Source organism: Protofrankia sp. Cr2, from assembly GCF_963555885.1.
In the GTDB taxonomy this organism is placed as follows: Bacteria; Actinomycetota; Actinomycetes; order Frankiales; family Frankiaceae; genus Protofrankia.
The window spans coordinates 1,681-22,162 of record NZ_CAUVXG010000048.1 but is presented as its reverse complement, the minus strand read 5'-3'; the positions used below and the strand labels follow the sequence as shown (position 1 = coordinate 22,162).

The 20,482-nt window shown below is 67.8% G+C and carries 12 protein-coding genes and 1 pseudogene; 10 read left to right on the top strand and 3 right to left on the bottom strand.

Features of this window, described 5'->3' with window-relative positions; translation table 11 throughout:
• Positions 1–646, bottom strand: a pseudogene (locus U9978_RS18690) (hypothetical protein); the annotation flags it as partial.
• A 415-nt stretch (positions 647–1,061) separates the two neighbouring features.
• On the opposite strand from U9978_RS18690, the gene U9978_RS18685 reads away from it, so the two are divergent.
• The 10 genes from U9978_RS18685 to U9978_RS18640 all read left to right on the top strand — a co-directional run bounded on the left by U9978_RS18685 (position 1,062) and on the right by U9978_RS18640 (position 16,751).
• Complete coding sequence (locus U9978_RS18685; protein ID WP_322762428.1) at positions 1,062–4,964, top strand: BTAD domain-containing putative transcriptional regulator; 3,903 nt, start codon at positions 1,062–1,064, stop codon at positions 4,962–4,964.
• A gap of 53 nt (positions 4,965–5,017) precedes the next feature.
• Positions 5,018–5,779, top strand: coding sequence for a spheroidene monooxygenase (locus tag U9978_RS18680; RefSeq protein WP_322762427.1), 762 nt, complete (start codon positions 5,018–5,020; stop codon positions 5,777–5,779).
• Between the two features lie 300 nt (positions 5,780–6,079).
• Entirely contained in the window at positions 6,080–8,785 is a 2,706-nt protein-coding gene (locus U9978_RS18675) for an FAD-binding oxidoreductase (protein WP_322762426.1), read from the top strand.
• Positions 8,786–9,131: 346 nt separating this feature from the next.
• The gene (locus U9978_RS18670; protein WP_322762425.1) at positions 9,132–9,785 is read left to right on the top strand and encodes a GNAT family N-acetyltransferase; all 654 of its coding nucleotides are present in this window, start codon (positions 9,132–9,134) and stop codon (positions 9,783–9,785) included.
• Positions 9,786–10,667, top strand: a complete 882-nt coding sequence (locus U9978_RS18665) for a carotenoid biosynthesis protein (RefSeq protein WP_322762424.1) — start codon at positions 9,786–9,788, stop codon at positions 10,665–10,667. It abuts the gene before it with no gap.
• A gap of 83 nt (positions 10,668–10,750) precedes the next feature.
• Complete coding sequence (locus tag U9978_RS18660; RefSeq protein WP_322762423.1) at positions 10,751–11,824, top strand: glycosyltransferase family 2 protein; 1,074 nt, start codon at positions 10,751–10,753, stop codon at positions 11,822–11,824.
• Positions 11,825–11,938: 114 nt separating this feature from the next.
• Complete coding sequence (locus U9978_RS18655) at positions 11,939–13,018, top strand: permease (RefSeq protein ID WP_322762422.1); 1,080 nt, start codon at positions 11,939–11,941, stop codon at positions 13,016–13,018.
• A complete protein-coding gene (locus U9978_RS18650; RefSeq protein ID WP_322762421.1) occupies positions 13,015–13,821 on the top strand; it encodes a TIGR03943 family putative permease subunit in 807 nt (268 codons plus the stop codon). Before U9978_RS18655 ends, U9978_RS18650 begins: the two co-directional genes overlap by 4 nt.
• A gap of 266 nt (positions 13,822–14,087) precedes the next feature.
• Positions 14,088–15,770, top strand: coding sequence for a bifunctional metallophosphatase/5'-nucleotidase (locus tag U9978_RS18645; RefSeq protein ID WP_322762420.1), 1,683 nt, complete (start codon positions 14,088–14,090; stop codon positions 15,768–15,770).
• Positions 15,771–15,938: 168 nt separating this feature from the next.
• Positions 15,939–16,751, top strand: coding sequence for a carbon-nitrogen hydrolase family protein (locus U9978_RS18640; protein ID WP_322762419.1), 813 nt, complete (start codon positions 15,939–15,941; stop codon positions 16,749–16,751).
• Positions 16,752–16,812: 61 nt separating this feature from the next.
• Here the strand turns inward: U9978_RS18640 and U9978_RS18635 are convergent, their stop codons facing one another.
• Complete coding sequence (locus U9978_RS18635) at positions 16,813–17,325, bottom strand: GNAT family N-acetyltransferase (RefSeq protein ID WP_322762418.1); 513 nt, start codon at positions 17,323–17,325, stop codon at positions 16,813–16,815.
• A 56-nt stretch (positions 17,326–17,381) separates the two neighbouring features.
• Positions 17,382–20,426: a DEAD/DEAH box helicase gene (locus U9978_RS18630; protein WP_322762417.1), complete on the bottom strand. Its 3,045-nt coding sequence runs from the start codon at positions 20,424–20,426 to the stop codon at positions 17,382–17,384.
• Between the last annotated feature and the right edge of the window lie 56 nt (positions 20,427–20,482).

Here is a 20,482-nt window from a genome sequence, read left to right as displayed (position 1 = left end):
GCACTCCCGACCGCAGCCCCTCGGACTGATGGCGGGGTCGTGCCGCACACAACACCACAGGCTGACCGTTCCCAGAGCGTGCACCGGACGACATCTGCGCAGTCCGGGCCTTCGGCGGCGCGAAAGAACCACGATCGCGCCGCCTCGTGCCCTTCAGCAGCAGAAACCAACCCAGGGTCAGCAGAACCAACGGATCATGGAGACCCCCGCGCCGACGACGATCGTCGTCCACGAGCACCAACGCCGTGCAGTCATGCGCGAACCGAATGAGACCGCCGTCGTATCTGCTCAGAAAGCCGCATTCAAAGACGGACCCGCGGGGAACGACCCAACGCACCGCGCAGCTACCAGGAAGTTCGACCATGCCGCCGCCACCGCGACGCGCCGACCGAAAGGCAGCCAGCGGAATCCGCGTATCGGAATCGAACACCCGTGTCCCCCGGCCATCAAGATCTTCTTCTAGCGTCAGTGGCCGACCGGCAACCATCAGTTCAACCCGGCGGTGGTCATCCCACTCCGCGAGAATCGCGGCGACGCAACGGTCATCCGCGACGAGCATGACCCAACCCAGCCTACCGTCGACGGCACCCAGGGCCACCTCATGCAGAAGCCCCGGCCGCGGCGTCTCCTTCGTCGATATGTTCATGATGATCGACGCGCCTTCCTGTTGTTCCTTCGGCCCCCGTACAAGCAGACCTGCGTGGAACAAGCAAACCAGGCAGCCATCAACCAGTCGTACACGCACGATCACTGCGAAAATTGATGTCCCGTTGATGATAACGTGGGATCGGCGGTGGGACCCACGCGAGCCGACAACGAAAGAATCCGCGATACTTTGCACGGTAGCAGTCGTCCATCCGACTCGACCCAGGGACGCGAAGTGGTTGCCACAGCGGCGCACACGACGCACGCTGCACCAGTAGGCCAAAGGCAGCGCGATCGTCGCCCTCGCCAAAGGCGCCGGCGACATGGCCGTGCCGCCGGCGGCCCGAAGAAGCGCGGACCCACAAGCAGGTATCGCCGGATACCGTAACCAGACGGGATCAGCACGAGAAGGTCGCATGCCAAACGAAGACAACCTGCATTTCGCGATCCTGGGGCCCACTGAGGTCACCCGTGACGGCGAAGGGATCGTTCTTGGCGGAAAGCAGCGAAAAGTGCTGCTCACAGCCCTGCTGTTGAACGTCGGCCAGATCGTCACAACCCATCGACTGATCGAGGCGGTCTGGGACGGCCGCCCCCCGGACCGGGCGTCGGCAACCTTACGGACACACATCAGCGAGCTGCGCCGCCGACTCGAACCGGCCGAACGCAACCGCATCCTGGTTCGTCACGGCCCGGGATACTCTCTTCGGGTCAGTCCCGAACAGATCGACGCCATCCGGGCACACGCCCTACTCGACCAAGGTCGCCGCGCCGTCGCGGACGGGGATCCGGTCGCCGCGATCGCCCCGTTACAGGAGGCCCAAGGCCTGTGGCGCGGTCAGCCACTCGCCGACGTCGCCGAGTACGTCTTTGCCGCCGCCCACATCCAGCGCCTCGATGAACTGCACCGCGATGTCCAGCAAACTCGGATCTCCGCGGACCTCTTGCTCGGCCGCCACCGGGAGATCATCGGTGACCTTCGGGCGCTGGTCACCCAGTACCCACGTGACGACGCACTGCGCAGAGATCTCGTCATCGCCCTGTACCGGGCCAACCGGTCGGACGACGCCACGCAGGCATGCCGCGACGGGCTCGAGGCCCTGCACTCCCACGGCCTGGACTCGCCTCTGCTACGCCGACTACAGGAGGACCTCCTACGGGGATCGGCCACCTTGGACTGGACACCGCCACGCGCGCTGGAGCGCCCGACCCGCCCGACGCCACCGAGCCTCGGGGTCTACCAACTTCCGCCGGACGTCGACGAGTTCACCGGCCGCGACAGCATCCGGACCAGGATCCTCACCGCGCTGACCGACCCGGACGCGCTGGCCAGAAGCACCGTCGTCGTAGCGATCGCAGGCAAACCCGGAGCAGGCAAGACCGCGCTGGCCGTCCACCTGGCCCACCAGGTTCGCGAGCACTTCCCCGACCCGAGCCTGTTCTTCGACCTGCGGGGCAACATGCAGTCACCGTTGGAGCCGACCCGAGTACTAACCCGGCTCGTACAGGCACTTGGAGTGACCAGAACCGCGGTACCCACCGACCCAGACGATCTGGTGGAGATGTACCACGGCCTTCTCGCCAATCAACGCATGATAATCGTCCTGGACAACGCCGCCAACGAAGCTCAGATCCGGCGGTTGCTGCCCGCCACTCCCGGTTGCGCGGTCATCGTCACCAGCCGCGCCCGACTGCACAGCCTGGACGCCTATCACCGGACCATCGACGTCCTGCACCCCACCGAAGCCGTCGCGCTGCTGGCGAAACTCACCGGTGACCAGCGGGTCGAAGCCGAACCCGAGGCCGTCCGCGACATCGCCGGGCTCTGTGGCTATCTGCCGATGGCGATCCAGATCGCCGGTCGCAAGATCGCCGCCCACCCACACTGGCGACTGGCCCGCGTCGCCGGCCGACTCACCGGTGAACGTGACCGGTTGTCCTGGCTGGAACTCGGTGACCTCGAGGTCCGAGCCAGCTTCGCGCTGAGCTACGATGGTCGTCCCGAGGATGAACGCCAGGCATTCCGGTTGCTCGCCCTCCCCAACATCGTCGATTTCGCACCCTGGGCTGCGGCGGCCCTGCTCGACATCGGCAGCGACGAGGCCGAGGACGTCCTTGACCGCCTCGCCGACGCCCAGCTCCTGGAACGGCGTGGTCCCGACCAGACCGGGCAGACCCGATACCGTTTCCACGACCTGATGCGGGTCTTCGCGCGGGAACGCCAGACCGGCGAGCGGCAACGCGATGATGTTTCTCCTCGCGTTGTCGGCGGCCCAGCGGAGCATGACAACACCGCCGGGGCTGACACAGAGCCGATTGCAACCGGCTCGGTTGCAACCGAGCCGGTGAACACCGCCGGCGACGATCTGCGCACCGCCCTGACCAGACTGCTTCCGGCGTACCTGACCGTCGTCGACCGCGCCACCGCGGTCTTCTCACCCGGTGGGCCACAGACGACCGACAACCCGGTCGCGCACAGTGCGCCGACAGACGAGATCGACGCCGTCTCCGCCCTGGTTGCCGGGCCACTGGTCTGGTTCGGTATCGAACGCGTCAACCTTCATCTCCTGATCGAGCAGGCGGCCACGCTGAAGCTCGACGAGATGACGTGGCGGTTGGCCGCGGCTGCCACCCGGTTCTACGAATTCAACGGCCATTGGGACGACTGGGATCAGACACACACCCAGGGCCTGACGGCGGCCCGCCGGGCGGGCGACCCGCTCGCTGAAGCCACCATGTTGTGCAATCTCGGCGACCGGGACATCCTCCTCGCCTTCGAGGAGGCATCCTGGCGTCTGGGCGCCCCTGGCACCGACCCGGACAGCCAGCCCGCGATCGGCGCGAACGGCGCGACACGCGATCACCTCGACCTCGCCACCGAACGGTTCACCCGCAGCCTTGAGATCTTCACTGCCATTGATCACATCTATGGCGAAGCGCGCAGTCTGCACGGACTCGCCAACGCCTGCCGGGGCAAGGGCCAGTTCGATGAGGCGGCGGAATTCTTCGACCGGGCGCTGCAGCTGTTCCGCCAGTCCAACAGCCCGGCCGCGGAGGCCGAAACGCTGGTGTGCCTGGCCATGTGCCACGGCAACCGCCAGGAACTCTCCGAGGCCATCACCTGCCTGTCGATGAGCCTGTCGATCGCGCTGGATCTCGACAATCGGCCGCTGGAGGCGTACGCACTGCGTCGCCGCGGTGACCTCTACCGCAGCCAGGCACGACTGGAAAGCGCACTCGCCGCGTACAACGACTCCCTGACCCTGCTCGCGGCCCTGCCGGACCCGCTGTGGGAGCCACGCGTCCTGATCGGCCGCGGGGACATACTCGCGCAGATGGACGACCTTCCCAGCGCCCGGCGATCCTGGCAGCAGGGCATCAACCTGCTGCGCAAGACCGGCTCCGGGGAACTCGCCGTCGCGGAGCAACGCCTGTCCACGACCGCGCCCGTCAAACCCGCCCAGTTCAGCGCCGGCCGGCTGCTCGGCGGATTCGACCCCGCCTACTTCATCAACCGCGCCGCCGCCAGCCGGCGGATCGTGCGGGTCCTCAACACGTGGACCGATCTGGTCGCACCCCAGCATGAACAGGGATTCGCAACAGCCATCGGCAGCGCGCTGGACGGTGGTGCGCTGGTGCAGATCCTCCTGCTCGACCCGGACTCCGCTGCCGCCGCGCAACGCAAGGAGGATCTGAGCCGCAGCGTCAACGTCCCTGACGCGATCAGAAGTAACCTGCGCCGGCTCGACGCCATCCGAGCGGATCTGGACCCGCGCCTGCGGCACCGGATGTCCGTGCGTGTCTACACCGAGCAACCGCTGGCGAGTTACCACCGGTGGGACAACGGAGCGATCGTGTCGACATACCCGGTTGGTCGCTCCTCAGCCGCGTCCACCCAGCATGAGACGACCATCGACTCCACCCTCGTCCAGTTCATCGAGCAGCGCTTCGCCAGCTTGTGGGGTCCGGAGGTCAGCACCGGGCTTGACGACTATCTGGGGCTACCGCTGCTGATCGATTCGCGAACGGACGGCGCGTCGGCGCTCACTGTGCAGTACGTACAGCTCGACGACTCGGTCTACGTGGCCGACGACACGTTGGCCCGGCTGGTCCGCGACAGCGGCCCGGACGGCGTTCTCGCGCAGGTCGCCGGGCCTGGGCGTCATCCCTTGCTGACGTTGGGGAGATGCCGTGTGCTGCTGTGTCGCGACGACTCATCCCGTATCCGAGCCTTCTTCGTACAGAAGTACGAGATGGAACACGACGGCGTGCTGCGCTTGTCACCGCTGCGGTCGGTGGGCCCCACGATACGGTTGTGACCGTGGGACGCGGCGATGAAACCGGTGACGATGCGGCCCAGAGCTGCCCACTGGTGACTGTCGACCTGTGGGGGGTGCATCCCCGCCATGTCCCGCACGCAGTCGCGAGAATGGCGCTGGACCGCCGGCACCTGCGGCGCACGACCGGCGTCGTCTTCGCCAGATCGCTCGGCACCGGACGCGGCCAGACGTTCGGTCTGCGCGACGCCGACGTGCTGCGCTGGGGTCTGCTGACCGTCTGGGCTTCCGCGCGAGATGCGGCCGCGTTCGAACGGTCCGCCATGATCGGCGCATGGTCTGCAATCGCGCACGAACGGTGGCGAGCTGAGCTCCACCCGCTGTCGTCCCGCGGACGGTGGGCCCGCCAGCGTCCGTTCGGCGACCCGGTGGCGCAGCCCGCGAGTCTGACGCACCCAGCGGCTCCGATTGCGGTGATCACCAGAGCCAGGCTGTCGCTGCGGCGGGCACCTGCCTTCTGGCGCGCGGTGCCGCCGGTGGCCGAGGACCTCACCCGATGCGAGGGCCTGCGGTTCGCGGTGGGGATCGGCGAGGCACCCCTGGGCCTGCTGGGAACCTTCAGCGTCTGGGACGATGCCGAGGCATTGTGCCAGTTCGCTTACGGCAGCCCGGCCCATGCTGAGGTCGTTCGCCGGACCGTCGAGGACGGCTGGTACAAGGAAGAGCTCTTTGCGCGTTTCGCGGTGCTACGTACCCATGGAACCGTTAAGGGCCGTGACCCGCTGGCACAATCCGGGCAGGGGCCCGAACCTGACAGATCAGTTTCACCGATCCGACAGGAACCGCGAACAGCGTGATCATGAACCATCCCACGTGCTCGGAGGCCCACGGTCGCCGGGACGGCGATTCCTGACCCCTGTCATCCGACCATGACCGACGAGCCGGATCGACAGTGGTGTCGGTCACCACGAGATCCTCACAGTTAACCGACTATTGACGATCGTACGGCACGCTGGAAGTTATGCCGAGCGCAGATCTTCACCAGGAGCCGGACCGCGACGCGCGCCACTACAAGGACCCTTTATTACACACGAGACCATAAACATGTCTTCCGGTAGCAGTGTTTCACTTGAGATTGATAGCCAAAGGAAACAGGAATGTCTACACCCGCCGAGTCCGACGTACGCTTCCACTCTCACCAGCCGCATCACACCCGCCGGGTCCTCATCGCGACCGGGGTGAGCGAACCCACCCGGCTGTCCCTGGAGTCGCTTCCGACGGTGTGGCTGCGAGCGGACCTCGCCACCACACCGTCCGCGCTGCCCGAGGCGCTGTCGACGTTGCGACCCCACACCCTGATCGTTGGCGCGAATATCGTGGACGCGGCCGCCATGGCCGCCTGGACTACGGCGGTTCGCGCACAGGACGATCACAATGGACTTCTGATCGTTCGCCGCGGCACCTCACTCGCGGCAATCGACCGTGACTGCGCAGCCTCCCACGGCATCACGGTCGTCAACACTCCCGAGGTCAACGCTCGCCATATCGCCCGTTTCGTCGTCAACGCGCTGCTGATCGATGAACCTGACCCCCGCCTGGATCCCGGCACGGTGACCGTAGGCCTGATCGGTGCCGGCGCGATCAACGGGCGAGTCGCGCGGGCCGCCGCAGCCCGAGGCCATCGGATTCTCGTCCACACGCCGTCCCTGACCGCCCACCCACAGGCGCGGGTCGACTGGCTGTCCGGGCACGCGCTGGCGGACGCGACCGTCACCTTCGCCCGCGACGTCGCCACCGTATTCGCCGGCTCCGATCTACTCAGCATCGCCGTGCCGCTGACCACCAGCGGCCCGCACCCGACCGGGGGGCTCGTCGGCACCGAGCATGTCAAGGCATTCGCAGGCACCCGAATCGTGGCGATCTGCGAGCCGGAGGTTCTCACCGATGAAGCGATCATGGATGCCTACTCCAGGCGCGAGCTGACGGTTGTCATCGACAACGCGCCCGGGTTGGTCGGCCCGCTGCGCCAGCGGATCATGGATCGATTCCCGGATGGCACAGCGCTGCGCCCCGGCTTCACCGTCAGTTCAGCCGCGATGCGCATGCCCGGCTGCGCCGAAGATCTTGACCAGGCGGTTCTCACCGTGGTGGCCACCAGCGAGGTTGCTGATCTGTTCGCCGGCCTGGCCGACGACCAGGACGCAGACCGGGACCCCACACCGGCGGCCACCACACCGGCGGCCACCACACCGGCGGCCACCACGCCGGCCGGGTGCGTCGCCGAACCGCCGGCTGACCGTCGCGAACACGGTCGGCGTCATCATCGGGTCGATCCCGGCGAGATAGTGATCATCGGTGCCGGAATCGTCGGGTTGACCATCGCCCTGAGCCTGCACACAGCCGGCTGGCGCAAGCTGCGGGTGCTGGACGCGGCCCCGGCCGACCGCAGCGACCCCAACCTGCAGGGCACGACCTACCGCGGTACCGACGGGCGTCACCTGTCGCTGACCGAGACGATTCCACACGCGGACGGATCCCGGCGTACGGTTCTTCACCGGCCGCCCGCGGACGGCGGATGGCAGCTACGCGACCCGATCAGCCTCAATGATACCGAACGTGACTGGATTGCAGCCTTCGAGGAATTTGCCGACCGTGCCGGGTTGCGTGCGCTCACGGTCGATCTCGCGATCGGTCTCAACCGCCTGGGCCTACGCGGCTGGGAGGTGTTGTTCGCGCGCTACCCGCATGCCTTCGACCGGCTGCGCCGGGATGCCCGGCTGCCCCGCTGTTACCTGTCTGCGTCGGATCTCGCCGCCGGGATACGACTGCAGGGCGCGATCAACTCCGCGGCCAGGGTCCTTGGCCCGGACGAGATCGCGCTGCGCTGGCCTGCTCTCGTCACGGCCGCCGCCGACATGGTCGAAGACCTGGCTCGCCCAACCCCCCAATCCGTCCACGGTGCTGTCGAGGTCGACGGTTACGCCGTCAACATTCACCAACTTGCCGACACCATCCGTGATCTGATCGCAGCTGCCGGCGTACCCGTGCATGCCGGCAGCCCGGTGCGGTCCCTGCGCCGGATCGCGAGCGGCAACGCGGCCGGCAACTCCGGCGATCTCATTAATGATCTTCTCAGCAACAGTGCGCACGACAGTTCCGGTGACAATCCCGGGGACGATTCGAACAACGCTTCAGGCAACGCTTCAAACGACGATTCAAACGACGATTCAAACAATATGGAACTCGTCCTTGACGATGGCACAACCATACGGGCCGGCACCGTCATCGTGACGATCGGCGGGCGTGATCTGGTTGCCCTCCTGGGCGAGGACGCACCATCAGCCGGCGCGGTCCAGCACGTTCTCGGAGTTTCGTTGACACTGCCCAACCCCGGTCTGCGACACGCCATCAAGGTGCACGCGCCGGACCCCGTCGGGGTCGTTAACATTACCTTGTCTGCGGACTCCGCCCTGATACACGCCAGCGGAGGTTTCGGCTACCTGGGACTCGCACGCCCTGCGCCGGACGATCCGCGGGTTGCGGAACTGATGGCGGCGCTGGAGGACATCGTCGGGCGGCTGCTTGCCCCGCCGCAAGGCTCGGACGGACCGCATCGGATCCTCGACCGCCGCACCTGCGAACGTCCGATGACCCCGGACGGTCTGCCGGTGCTGGAAGCCGTGGATGCCTTCGGCGGACAGGTGGTGGTGGCCGCCGGGACCAACGCGGGTGGCGCGGTCGAAGCGCCGGCCCTCGCCATCCTGCTCGAGTGCCTGCTCGACGGCGAACGCGGCGGGATCCACCTGGCGCTGCACCCGGATCGGGCCAGCCTGCGGAGCATCCGGGTGCCGGTGTCGGTCTGATCCGAGTCGGACACCGTCTCCAGCGCCGGGCGCTCTAACCGAACAACGGGTGATCTCGTGGTCCGACATCCCTTGGATCGTCGCCACGTCGGACCACGAGACGTCCGGTCGGCGGTGGAGGCGGATTCTCGGCGCGGGACAGCCGAGTCGACCATCCCCCACCAGCCCGTCCACATACCGCGGCGGGTGTCTGTGGAACCAGGTCGGGCACAACGCCCCGAGCACCCGTTATTGTCGAGCACCTTGGATGGTGTATGAGGCGGACACGCCCCGCGCGTGGCCGACCGGCGACTGACCGATCAACGTGGCGCGTGGCGAGGACGAGGGAGCGAGGGAGGCAGGCTTGATGGAGAACATCGGGCTGGTCCGCTGGACACCCGCGCGGATGCGTGCCCGGCTGACCGACGTCATCGGCGTCTACAAGGCCGCCTTCCTCGACGTCCACGAGGCTGATCCGGCACGCGCGGCAATCGAGCGAACCATGCACGCCCGCCGGCATGCGGAGCGTCGGGATCTACGAGCGGTGGCGGCGCTGTTGCCAGACGACCGCCTGATCGGCTTCGTGTATGCCCTGCCCGGGCAGCAGGGCCAGTGGTGGCATGACGTTGTCAGCGACGCGCTGCGACCCGAGGACGCCGCGGTCTGGCTCGGCGACTGCCTGGAGATCGTCGAATTCCATGTCCTGCCGGAGTTCCAGGGACGGGGGGTCGGACGGGAGCTGATACGGGAGCTGCTGCGCGAGGCGCCGCAACGCACAGCAGCGCTGTCGGCGCTGGAGCTTCCCGACAGCCGGGCCCGGCGGCTGTACGCCAGTGAGGGCTTTGTGCCGCTGCTGTCGAACTTCCAGTTCCCGGGAAGCTGGGTCGAGTACGCGGTGCTGGGTAAACGCCTCACGCCCGCCGAACCGGCCCAGGGGGAACAACCCCGATCCCGCGGCAAGGCCGAACCGCGGACCGGCCGGGCTCAGGGGGCCAACGGCCGGCGGGTTCGTGCGGTCTGAGTGACCGCCCTTGCATGGGTCTTTGCCACGGTCACTGTCGCCGCGCAGATCGCCTATCCCCTGGCCACAAGTGCCGGACGACGTGATCTCAGCGTAGCGGCGGTGCTGTCTTTCGCCACGGCCTCGGTCATCCACGCGGCTTATACCCGCGGCGCCGGATGGGCGGCCGTCATGGTCATATTTACCGCCGGCGGTGGGCTTGCGGCCGAGACCGCCGGGGTCCACACCGGTCTCGTCTTCGGCCGCTACGTCTACACCGATGCCCTCGGCCCGGCCGTCGCCGGGGTACCCGTGGTGATCCCGCTAGCCTGGACGATGATGGCCTACCCGGCCTTCACGCTGGGACGGTATGCAGCTCACCGGCTAGAAGGCCACAGGCGATGCGATCGTGGTTCTGTCGCATCGCCGGAGGCCGAAATCCCCGGACTGCTCGTCGGTCCGGACGGTCGTGGCGCTCCGAGCAGGGGTGACGGCCTGAGCATCGCGGTGACCGCGCTGGTCGGAGGTTGGCTACTGACGACCTGGGATCTCTTCCTGGACCCGCAGATGGTCGACGCCGGCTACTGGCGCTGGTCGGGCGACGGGCCCGCCCTCAATGGCATCCCCCTGTCGAACGCGGCCGGCTGGCTGGTGGTGGGGATCATGATCACGGGGAGCCTGGCCGTGATCCCGCGGCGGCGGAGCGGCCCGGACGGTCCGTTCACCGACCACCTGCCGATCGGCTTGATCGGATGGACCTACGCCTCGTCGTTGCTGGCGAACCTGGTGTTCTTCGACCGTCCCGACGTGGCGCTCGCCGGTGGGATCGGCATGGGGACGGTGCTCGCCGCTGTGGCGGCCGTGGCGACGGTGACGGGCCGGCAGTACCAGCCGGCCGCGTGAGCTCCCACCGCTCGACCCGAGGCCCGCGTTGCCGGCCGGGCAGCCGGACACGGCTGGACAGCTGGACAGAACGGTCGCTGGCCGTGAGCGCGGTCGCCGCAGCCGTGCTCACTGTGCACACCGCCGTGAACGCCCGCCTGTTGCGGGTCGCACCGAACGCCCGACCGGTGGCCGAACTGGTGAGCGTGTTGCTGCCGGTGCGCGACGAAGCCGAACGGGTGACCCCGTGCCTGTCCGCGATCCTGGCCTCGATCGCGCTCCCCCACCTCGAAGTGATCGTCTATGACGATGCCTCCACCGACGGCACCGCCGAGACGGCCGGTGCAGTGGCCGACGGTGACAGCCGGGTCCGGGTACTTCGCGGCGGCGCCATGCCTGCCGGCTGGCTCGGCAAACCGCACGCGTGTGCACGGCTCGCGCACGAAGCCCAGGGAAACGTGCTGGTATTCATCGACGCGGACGTCACCGTCACCCCGGACGGGATCGCCCGGACGGTCGGATTGCTGCGCGCGGCCGGCCTCGACCTCGTCTCGCCCTACCCCCGCCAGGACGCCCAGACCTTCGCGGAACGGCTGGTCCAGCCGCTCCTGCAGTGGTCGTGGCTCGCGCTCCTGCCGCTGCGGCTGGCCGAACGGTCCCCGCGGCCGTCGTTGTCCGCGGCGAACGGCCAGCTCCTGTGCGTCGACACGGCCGCCTATCACCGGGCCGGCGGACACACCCGCATCCGTGACCATGTCCTCGAAGACATCGCGTTGCTGCGGGCGGTGAAGGCCGCGGGCGGGCACGGGGTCGTCGCAGACGGGACGGACATCGCCCGCACCAGGATGTACGACAGTTGGCCGGCGCTACGTGACGGCTATGCCAAGTCGCTGTGGGCCGCCGGCGGGAGCATCGGCGCGAGCGCCGGCCAGGTCGGCGTCCTGGCCTGGCTCTTCGTGCTCCCGGCGATCGCCATGGTGCGCGGTTCCCGGGCGGGCCTTGCCGGCTATCTCGCGGGAGTGGCCAGCCGGGTGATCGCGGCACGGCGTACCGGCGGCCAGACCTGGCCCGACGCCCTGGCGCACCCGCTGTCCATCTGCGTGTACGGCTACCTGACCGCGCTGTCCTGGGTTCGCCGGCTACGCGGCACCGCCACCTGGAAGGGCCGTTCCGTCTGACCGGTGAAGACCGGCGATGGTGAAAACCGGCGATGGTGAAAACCTGCGATGCGGCTGGTGAACGGCACACGATGAGATCCCGATGTCGGGTATCCAGCCGCTACGGTCTGCTTCGTGCACGATGTCCGTTCCCTTGACGCACCTGACGCCGTTGCGCCGCTGTCGAGCGCCGGGGCGGGTGGGGCAGGCGAGGCAGCACAGCCACGGATCGATCTCGGCGGCAGCGCGGAACTCCACCGGAGGCTGTTGCCGGCCGCCGTGGGCGGGCTGGTCACCCTCACCGCTGTGACTCTCACGATCGTCTTCGCCGACGCACCGGGCCTGCGCACATGGTGCACGATCTTTCTGGCCGTGACGGTTCAGGCGTTCCCGTTCCTCGTCCTCGGCGTGCTCATCAGCGGCGCGGTGGCCGCGTTCGTCCCCGACGGCGCGTTGGCCCGGGTACTGCCGCGCCGGGCCGTGCTCGCCGTGCCGCTGGCCGGGGTGTCCGGCGCGTTGTTGCCTGGATGCGAATGCAGCTCGGTGCCCGTCGCCAGACGCCTCATCGACAGCGGAGCGCCACCGGCGGCGGCGTTGACCTTCCTGCTGGCAGCGCCGGCCATCAATCCGGTTGTGATCGTCGCAACCGCCGTCGCCTTTCCGAACAACCCGCGAATGGTCCTGGCCCGGTTCATCGCCTCGCTGCTCGCGGCCACCCTTGTCGGGTTGATCTGGCACCGATTCGGCGTACCGATTCTGAAACAGAACGACACCACCCCCGGCGGAGACTTTCACGGGGGGCACGGTGGCGGCCTGCGGCTGCACAGGCTCGCCGATGTCGCCGGTCACGACTTCCTCCACGCCGGTGGCTTTCTCGTCCTCGGCGCGGCGCTCGCCGCGACGCTCAACGTCGTGGTGCCACGATCGGCGCTGGACGCGGTGGCTGGCGCCGGCGTCCTCACAGTGATCGCTCTTGCGGTGCTGGCCGTTGCGCTGGCCGTCTGCTCCGAGGCGGATGCGTTCGTCGCCGCGAGCCTGTCCCAGTTCCCACTGACCGCGCGACTGGCCTTCCTCGTCGTCGGACCGATGGTCGACGTCAAATTGATCGCCATGCAGACGGGGACCTTCGGTCGCCGGGTGACCTCTCGGTTCGCGCCGGTGACCTTTCTCACCGCGGTCATGACCGCGATCGTGGTCGGGGCGGTTGTGTTGTGACACAGGGCAAGGTTGATATCGACAGGCACGGCGGTACGGCCAGACCCGATGATCACCAGGCGGCCGAGGCCAGCTCCTGGACCGACACCGGCGGGATCCACATCGGCCCGATCGGCGGACTTCTGCTGCTCGTCGTGGGCATCACCGTCCTGCGAGTCGCGCAGACCGGCGCCTACACGTCCTACGTGCGGGTAGGCATGCGCATCCCGCTGCTGGCCGCCGGCGCACTGGTGACCCTGCTCGGCGCGGCTGCGCTGGTGCGCTACGCCCGTGCCGGCAGCCAGGACGAGAGCCAATCCGCCCACCGGCACAGTCCGCCGGGGGTGGCACTGTTGCTCCTGGTACCCGTCGCCGTGGTCTACGTGGTCGCCCCGCCGTCCCTGGGCGCCTTCAGCGCGAGGCGGGCCACCGTCACCGTGCCACCACCACGGGCTGTCCCGTATGGGCCGCTGCGCCCGGGACCGGACGACATCGCCACCCTCCCCTTACGAGAGGTCGTCGAACGGACGTACGACCGTGGCCGGTCGCTTGCCGGGACGACCGTCCAGATGACCGGTTTCGTGGCGGCACCCGACGGCCGGCGGATCCTGCTGACCCGATTCGTGATCCGGTGCTGCGCCGCGGACGCCGAAGCCGCGGCCGTTGATCTCACGCTTCCCGACGGCGTTGCCGCACCCGCCGAAAACACCTGGGTGACGGTGCTGGCGACCTGGGACGGCATAACTCCCGATCATGGTAGGCCGAGATTTGCAGCACGCACACTGGACGTCATTCCAACCCCGGTCGACCCTTACGAGACATAACCGTCGGCCGGTGTGCCCGCCGGGACGGCGAGTCGACTGTGCCCGCCGGGACGGCCAGTCGACCGGGATATTTCCGCGCGGTCATGAACGCCGCGAATTGTTCACCGGACCGTAGACCTCCTGTGCGGCTGGAGCCGCCACCGGTCAATAGCCTTCTCGCCGCCCGACCCACTTTCTCCTACTGTCCATCGGGCCGCCGACGGCGCCGGCAGCATATCCAGCAGCGATCGCGCAGTCGTCGGCCGACCCACTCAGAATGGAGCAGCATGAGCTTTCTCTCGTCCCGACGCGCCCGCTGGGGTGTTGTCGGTATCGCCGGTGTAGCCGCGGCGACGTTAGCCTTCGTGATGCCGGCGGCGGCTTCGCAGTCGAACCAGGGGCGCCGCGGCTCCCAGGTCGAGGTACAGATACTCGGGTTCAACGACTTCCACGGCAACCTGCGTCCGCCGACCGGCAGCGGAGGCAAGATCGGCGGCGTGGACGCGGGTGGTGCCGTCTATCTCGCGACCTGGTTGAAGAAGCTTCGGGAAGGTAACCCAAACTCCGTCACCGTCTCCGCCGGTGACAATGTCGGTGCCAGCCCGTTGATTTCGGCTCTTTTTCACGACGAACCGACGATCAACATCTTCAACGAGATCGGCGTGGACATCAGCAGCGTCGGGAACCACGAGTTCGACGAGGGCAAGGACGAACTGCGTCGGTTGCAGCGCGGCGGTTGCCACCCGGTGGACGGCTGCCAGCTCGGCTGGTTCGGTGGCGCGGATTTCGAATACCTCGCGACCAACGTCATCGACGTACATCGGGAGCGGACGCTCTTCAAGGCGTCGACGGTGCGGCGGTTCCAGGGCGTACCGGTCGGGTTCATCGGGATGACCCTGAAGGACACCCCGACCATCGTCACCGCCGAAGGCGTCCGTGGCCTTCGTTTCGATGACGAGGTGGCTACGGCGAACGCCGCCGCCGCCCAGCTCCAGCAGGCCGGCGTGCACACGATCGTGCTTCTCATCCATCAGGGCGGGGCACAGGCGAGCACCGGTACCTATGATGGCTGCACCGGCCTCTCCGGACCGATCGTCGATATCACCAAGAAGCTGGACCCTGAAATCCAGACGGTTGTTTCCGGCCATACCCACCAGGCATACAACTGTGTCGTCGACGGCCACCTGGTCACTCAGGCTGCTTCTTTCGGCCGGGCACTCACCGACATTCACCTGACCATCGACAGGAAGTCGGGTACCGTTGTCAGCGCCACCGCAGCAAATCACATTGTGACGCGGGACGTCACTCCTGACCCTGAGGTCAGCGAACTCGTGGATGAGTACGCTGCGAAGTCCGCGACCCTGGAGAACAGGGTCATCGGCCGCATCACGTCCGACATCACCCGTAGCGCCTCACCGGCTGGCGAAACCCCGCTGGGCGATGCCATCGCCGATGCGCAGCTCGCCGCGACGAGTTCCGCGACCACCGGTGGCGCGGTTGCCGCGTTCATGAACCCCGGCGGCGTGCGGGCGGATCTCACCTACGCGCCGTCCGGTGCCGAACAGCCCGGTGAAGTGACCTACGGCGAGGCATTCACCGTTCAGCCGTTCAACAACCTGCTCACCGCGCTGACCATCAGCGGCGACGCCATCAAGCGGGTACTGGAACAACAGGCTACGACCAACCGGATTCTCCAGCCCGCCGGAATCACCTACAGCTACAGCGCAAGCGCGCCCGCCGGCTCGAAGGTGAGCAACGTGGTCATCGGCGGGCAACCACTGAACCTCGCGGCCTCCTACCGGATCACCGTGAACAACTTCCTCGCCGGCGGCGGTGACGGGTTCACCGTCTTCACCGAGGGCACCGACAAGGTGAACCAGGGCATCGATCTGGATGCGTTCGCCGCTTACCTGGCGGCCAACTCACCGCTGGCACCGCCGGTCACCAACCGCATCACGCTCGTACCGTAACAGGCGATCCCGCGTCCGGGCCTGGCCTGCTTCAACGCGCACCAGGCCCGGACGCCCTACACCAAGGTGATCCTCCGGACACGCCTGTCGTCTGAATGGGGTCCGCACAGCAAGGCTGGTCGCTGTCCATCGACCGGCTAGGATCTTGACACCGGAGGTGACAGTCCCGTGCGGATCGCGCTCAGCCAGATCGTCGCCGGCCTCGACCCGAAGGCGAACCTCGACATCGTCCGCGACCAGGCGCTTCACGCGGCCGAGCAGGACGCGCGGATCGTGGTCTTCCCCGAGGCGACGATGGCCCGCTTCGGGGTACGGCTGCGACCCATCGCCGAACCGTTGGACGGCCCCTGGGCCGGCGAGGTGCGCCGGATCGCGGCGGAGACAGGCATCGTGGTCGTCGCCGGGATGTTCACCCCCGCGCCCGACGGTCGCGTCACCAACACGCTGTTGGTCACCGGGCCCGGCGTCGATGCGAGCTACGACAAGATCCATCTGTATGACGCGTTCAACTTCACCGAATCCCGCACGGTCGCTCCCGGATCCCAGGTGGTGACGGTGGACGTCGACGGGCTACGGATCGGCCTCGCCACCTGCTACGACGTACGCTTCCCCGAGCTGTTTCGTGCCCACGCCGACGCCGGTGCCCTGGTCTGTCTGCTGCCGGCGTCGTGGGGCGCCGGGCCGGGTAAGCGTGAGCAGTGGGACCTGCTGATCCGCGCTCGGGCACTCGACGCCACCGTCTGGCTCGCCGCCGTGGGTCAGGCCGATCCGATCTCGGTCGGTGTCGAGGCGTCCGGGACCGCTCCCACCGGCATCGGCTACAGCGCCGTCGTCGGCCCCGACGGCTCGATCCGTGAGCAGCTCAGCGCCGAGCCCGGCATGATCATAGCGGAGCTGGACATCGACGAGGTCACGGCAGTGCGCCAGAAGATCGCAGTCCTTGACAACCGCCGGCTCGGGTGGCCCGAGCCACCCGCGTAGGCTGCAGCTGCCCGACAAGGACGAACATCCTGCCGGCAGGAGAAGCTACCGACAGGCATACTCAGCCCGACTCGTCGGTCCACGGGGCGAGCGCACGCGCTAAGAATGTCGGCAAGGCCGCCTCCTCCTTGTCCAGGGTGAGCAACATCGGTACATAAACCTTGCCCGCCGGGTCGTCCGGGTCGGATTCGGGGTCGCCGATCAGCTCGAAGCCGTGGCGGATGTAGATACGTACCGCGGCCGTGTTGTCGGGCACGACCCATAGTCGGACACCGATCGCGCTGACCGTTCGGGCCCATTCCACGGCGACGTCGAGCAGAGCGTCGGCCGCCCCTGTACCGCGCAGGGCCGGCGCGACCCACATCGCGGCCAGTTCGCGGAACTCCGGCGCCAGCGATGGCTGGTGGACGTCGACCATGCCCATCGGTTCGTTCCCCCGCTCCAGGAGGAACGTCGCGTGCGCATCACCCGCGGAGTTGCGCAGCGCGCGAGCCCGCCAGTCCGCAGGAGGACGGGCACTCTCGTCCGCCAAGGTCTGCCAGAACGAGCCAGGCGCATCGGCCAGCGCCGCCAAGCGGACGCCGCGTAACCGCTCGGCGTCATCAGGCCCGATGCGGTGTATGTGGACGGTCAGGAGAAGAGCGCCCGGACGTCGTCCGCGTCGAGAGTCGAACCGAACGTGTCGCCATCATCCATGACGCTGGAGAACAATTCGGCTTTCCTGGCCTTCAGCGCCATCACTTTCTCCTCGATGGTGTCCTTGGCGACGAGTCGGTAGACCATGACGTTCTTAGTCTGCCCGATGCGATGCGTGCGGTCCACCGCTTGCGCCTCGGTCGCAGGATTCCACCACGGGTCGAGCAGAAAACAGTAGTCGGCCTCGGTGAGGTTCAGACCGAACCCACCGGCTTTCAGGCTGACGAGGAACACCGGGGCCGACCCGGTCTTGAACCGTTCGAGCACCGCCGGTCGGTTACGGGTCCTGCCGTCGAGGTAACAGTACTCCACCCCGACGGCGGACAACCGGTCGCGCACCTTGCCGAGAAATCTGGTGAACTGGCTGAAGACCAGGGCTCGGTGGCCACCGTCGATGACGTCCGTGAGCTGATCGAGCAAGGCGTCGATCTTGGCGCTCGGAATGTCGTCATGACCGTCGTCCACGAGGCCGACGTGCAGGCTGAGCTGGCGCAGCAGAGTCAACGAACGCAGGATCGTGAAACGGTTCTTGTTCATGTCCGCCACCAGGCCCAGAACCTTCTCCCGTTCCCGTTGCAGGTGGGTCTGGTACAGCTTCCGGTGCCGCGGATGCAGATCCACCTCGAGAACCTGCTCCTGCTTCGACGGAAGCTCGGGCGCGACCTGCTCCTTGGTGCGGCGCGTCATCAGCGGTCGGATCCGCCGGCGAAGCTGCGCGAGCAGCTCGGCGTCGTGCTGCTTTTCAATGGGCTGGGCGTAGTAGTCACGAAATCGTGTCGGGCTCGGGAACAGGCCGGGCGCGGTGACCGACAGGAGCGACCACAGCTCCATCAGGTTGTTTTCCATCGGGGTCCCGGTGACGGCCAGTTTGAAAGTCGCCGGAAGCAGTCGAGCGCACTGGTACGCCTTCGACTGGTGGTTCTTGACGACCTGAGCCTCGTCGAGAACCAGACCGGACCACGGGAGGTCCGCGTACGCGTCATATTCGAGCCGGAACAGCGTGTACGAGGTGACGACCAGGTCGGCGTCCGACACCGCCTGTTCGAGAGGGTCGCCGCGGCGTCGCTCCGTGTCAGAAATCGTCACTGTCCGCAGACCGGGTGCGAAGCGTGCCGCTTCCGCGGCCCAGTTCGCCACGACGCTCGTCGGCGCGACGACGAGGAACGGCGCGAGTTCGGGGTCGACCTGCTTCGCGTGGCAGACCAGCGCCAGCGTCTGCAGCGTCTTGCCCAGGCCCATGTCGTCGGCGAGCACCCCACCCAGCTGGTACTGCCACAGAAACGCCAGCCAGCGGAAACCCTCGAGCTGATACGGCCGCAGCGTCGCCGCGAGCGTCGAAGGCGGCTCATGCTGATCCACCGCGCTCAGCGACAGCAGCCCCGTCACCTGTTGCCGCCATGAGTGCGCCTGGCGCTCGACCACGCCGAGCTCGGCCAGCTCGTCCCACAGCCCGGCCTGGAACCGGCTGATCCGCAGCTGACCGGTGGGTCGGTCCTGCAGCGCCCGCGCCTCTTCGATCAGCCGCCGCAAAGCCTGCAGCTCGGGCTTGTCCAAACTGAAATAGGCGCCGTCGGCGAGAAGCAGGTGCGACTGGCCCCGACCCAGCGCCAGGAAGACGTCCGCGAACGGCACCTGACGGCCTTCCACCGTGATGGTGACGCCGAGGTCGAACCAATCATTCTCGCCCACCACGTCATCGGTCGACAGGCCGATACGCAGCGAGTCGCCCGCCTCCCGGTAGTCGACAGGCTCGCCGCTGACCTCGACGGCAACCCCGGGACGCCCCGCCAACCACGGAAGCAGCTCCGTGCTCACGCGCATCGTGTCGGTACCGCGCAGCCGGACCCGCGACGGCAGGGTCAGCTCCGCGGTCAACTCCTGGCCGGCGAACTCCTGCCCGACGGAGAGCACGGCCGCCGCATCGGGGGGCAGGTCCAGCGCGGCCAGCACATCCCGCTCCTGGCGCGGGTCCCGGAATCCGTCCGGCGCCGCGTCGTGCAACGGTACGCGTATCCGCCGTCCGCCGAGGTCATACTCCCACTCCACGCTGAGGTCGAGGTCGTGGTCATCACCGTAGGCGGCACGCAGCACCAGGGTCGGCGGCAACACCTCCGGCGGTACGAACGACCCGTCACGGGACAGCACCGGGGCCAGCCGGCGCAACCGCGGGTAGAACTCCGTCCGGAACCGGTCCTCCTCGCCAAGGGGGACCTCCAGGCTCCGGTTTCCCACGGCCATCCGCTGCAGCGCCGGCGGCACCGGCTCGACGAGACGAGCGAGCCGCACGTGCCAGTCGCGATGATCCTCAGACGCCCGGATCTCCGCCCGGTCGACGTAGATGACACCGTGGCCGTCGCCACCGATGAACGAGAAGACCGCGGCCTCGGCTTCGGCTTCGGCCGACCCTTCGATGCGAAGCAGCGGTGCGACGATCAAGGATTCCGAGCTCGTGTCGCGCATCACGTCCAGGCACAGTTCGGCGATGCCGTAATGGTCCACGTCGCCGAGCTTCTTCCTCGCGTGAACGAACCGGAGGCCGACCGCCGCGGCCGCGTCGAGCATCGGCCAGAGTTGGTGGCTCCCGAATGCGGAAAGGTCGAGCCGCTTCGGCCCGCTGTGGGAGTAGTACGAGTAGTCGTACCGATCCTGTCGGGCCCTGTACAGGGCGAACATCTCCTGCAGCACCCGGACGTGCGCCGGGGAGAACTCGCCGACCTTGTACGACGCATTCAGCTCGTCCCACCCGACGGCGGCGACCCAGCCGTTCTTTCCCGGCTTGACCAGCCGAGCGGTCACCTTCAGGCCCAACTCGGTGGTGGCGGCGCCGGCCGACGCATACGCCGCGAAACTCAGCTCGACGGCCAACGGCGTCGTCCCGTGGCCTGTCCACGCATGGCCGCTCTCGGGGACGGGTGGAGAGTCGAGCAGTTCCCCCAACGACTGGACCCAAACCTGCGACGGTGGTGCTCTCACCGGCATCCCACTCCAGCGTCGTGACCGCATCGTGCCGTGCGCCGCGGACACTCCTGGCATCC

Coding starts and splice junctions, on each gene's coding strand:
- U9978_RS18670 (WP_322762425.1), top strand. CDS start 9,132: ATGGAGAACATCGGGCTGGTCCGCTGGACACCCGCGCGGATGCGTGCC.
- U9978_RS18685 (WP_322762428.1), top strand. CDS start 1,062: ATGCCAAACGAAGACAACCTGCATTTCGCGATCCTGGGGCCCACTGAG.
- U9978_RS18645 (WP_322762420.1), top strand. CDS start 14,088: ATGAGCTTTCTCTCGTCCCGACGCGCCCGCTGGGGTGTTGTCGGTATC.
- U9978_RS18630 (WP_322762417.1), bottom strand. CDS start 20,426: ATGCCGGTGAGAGCACCACCGTCGCAGGTTTGGGTCCAGTCGTTGGGG.
- U9978_RS18675 (WP_322762426.1), top strand. CDS start 6,080: ATGTCTACACCCGCCGAGTCCGACGTACGCTTCCACTCTCACCAGCCG.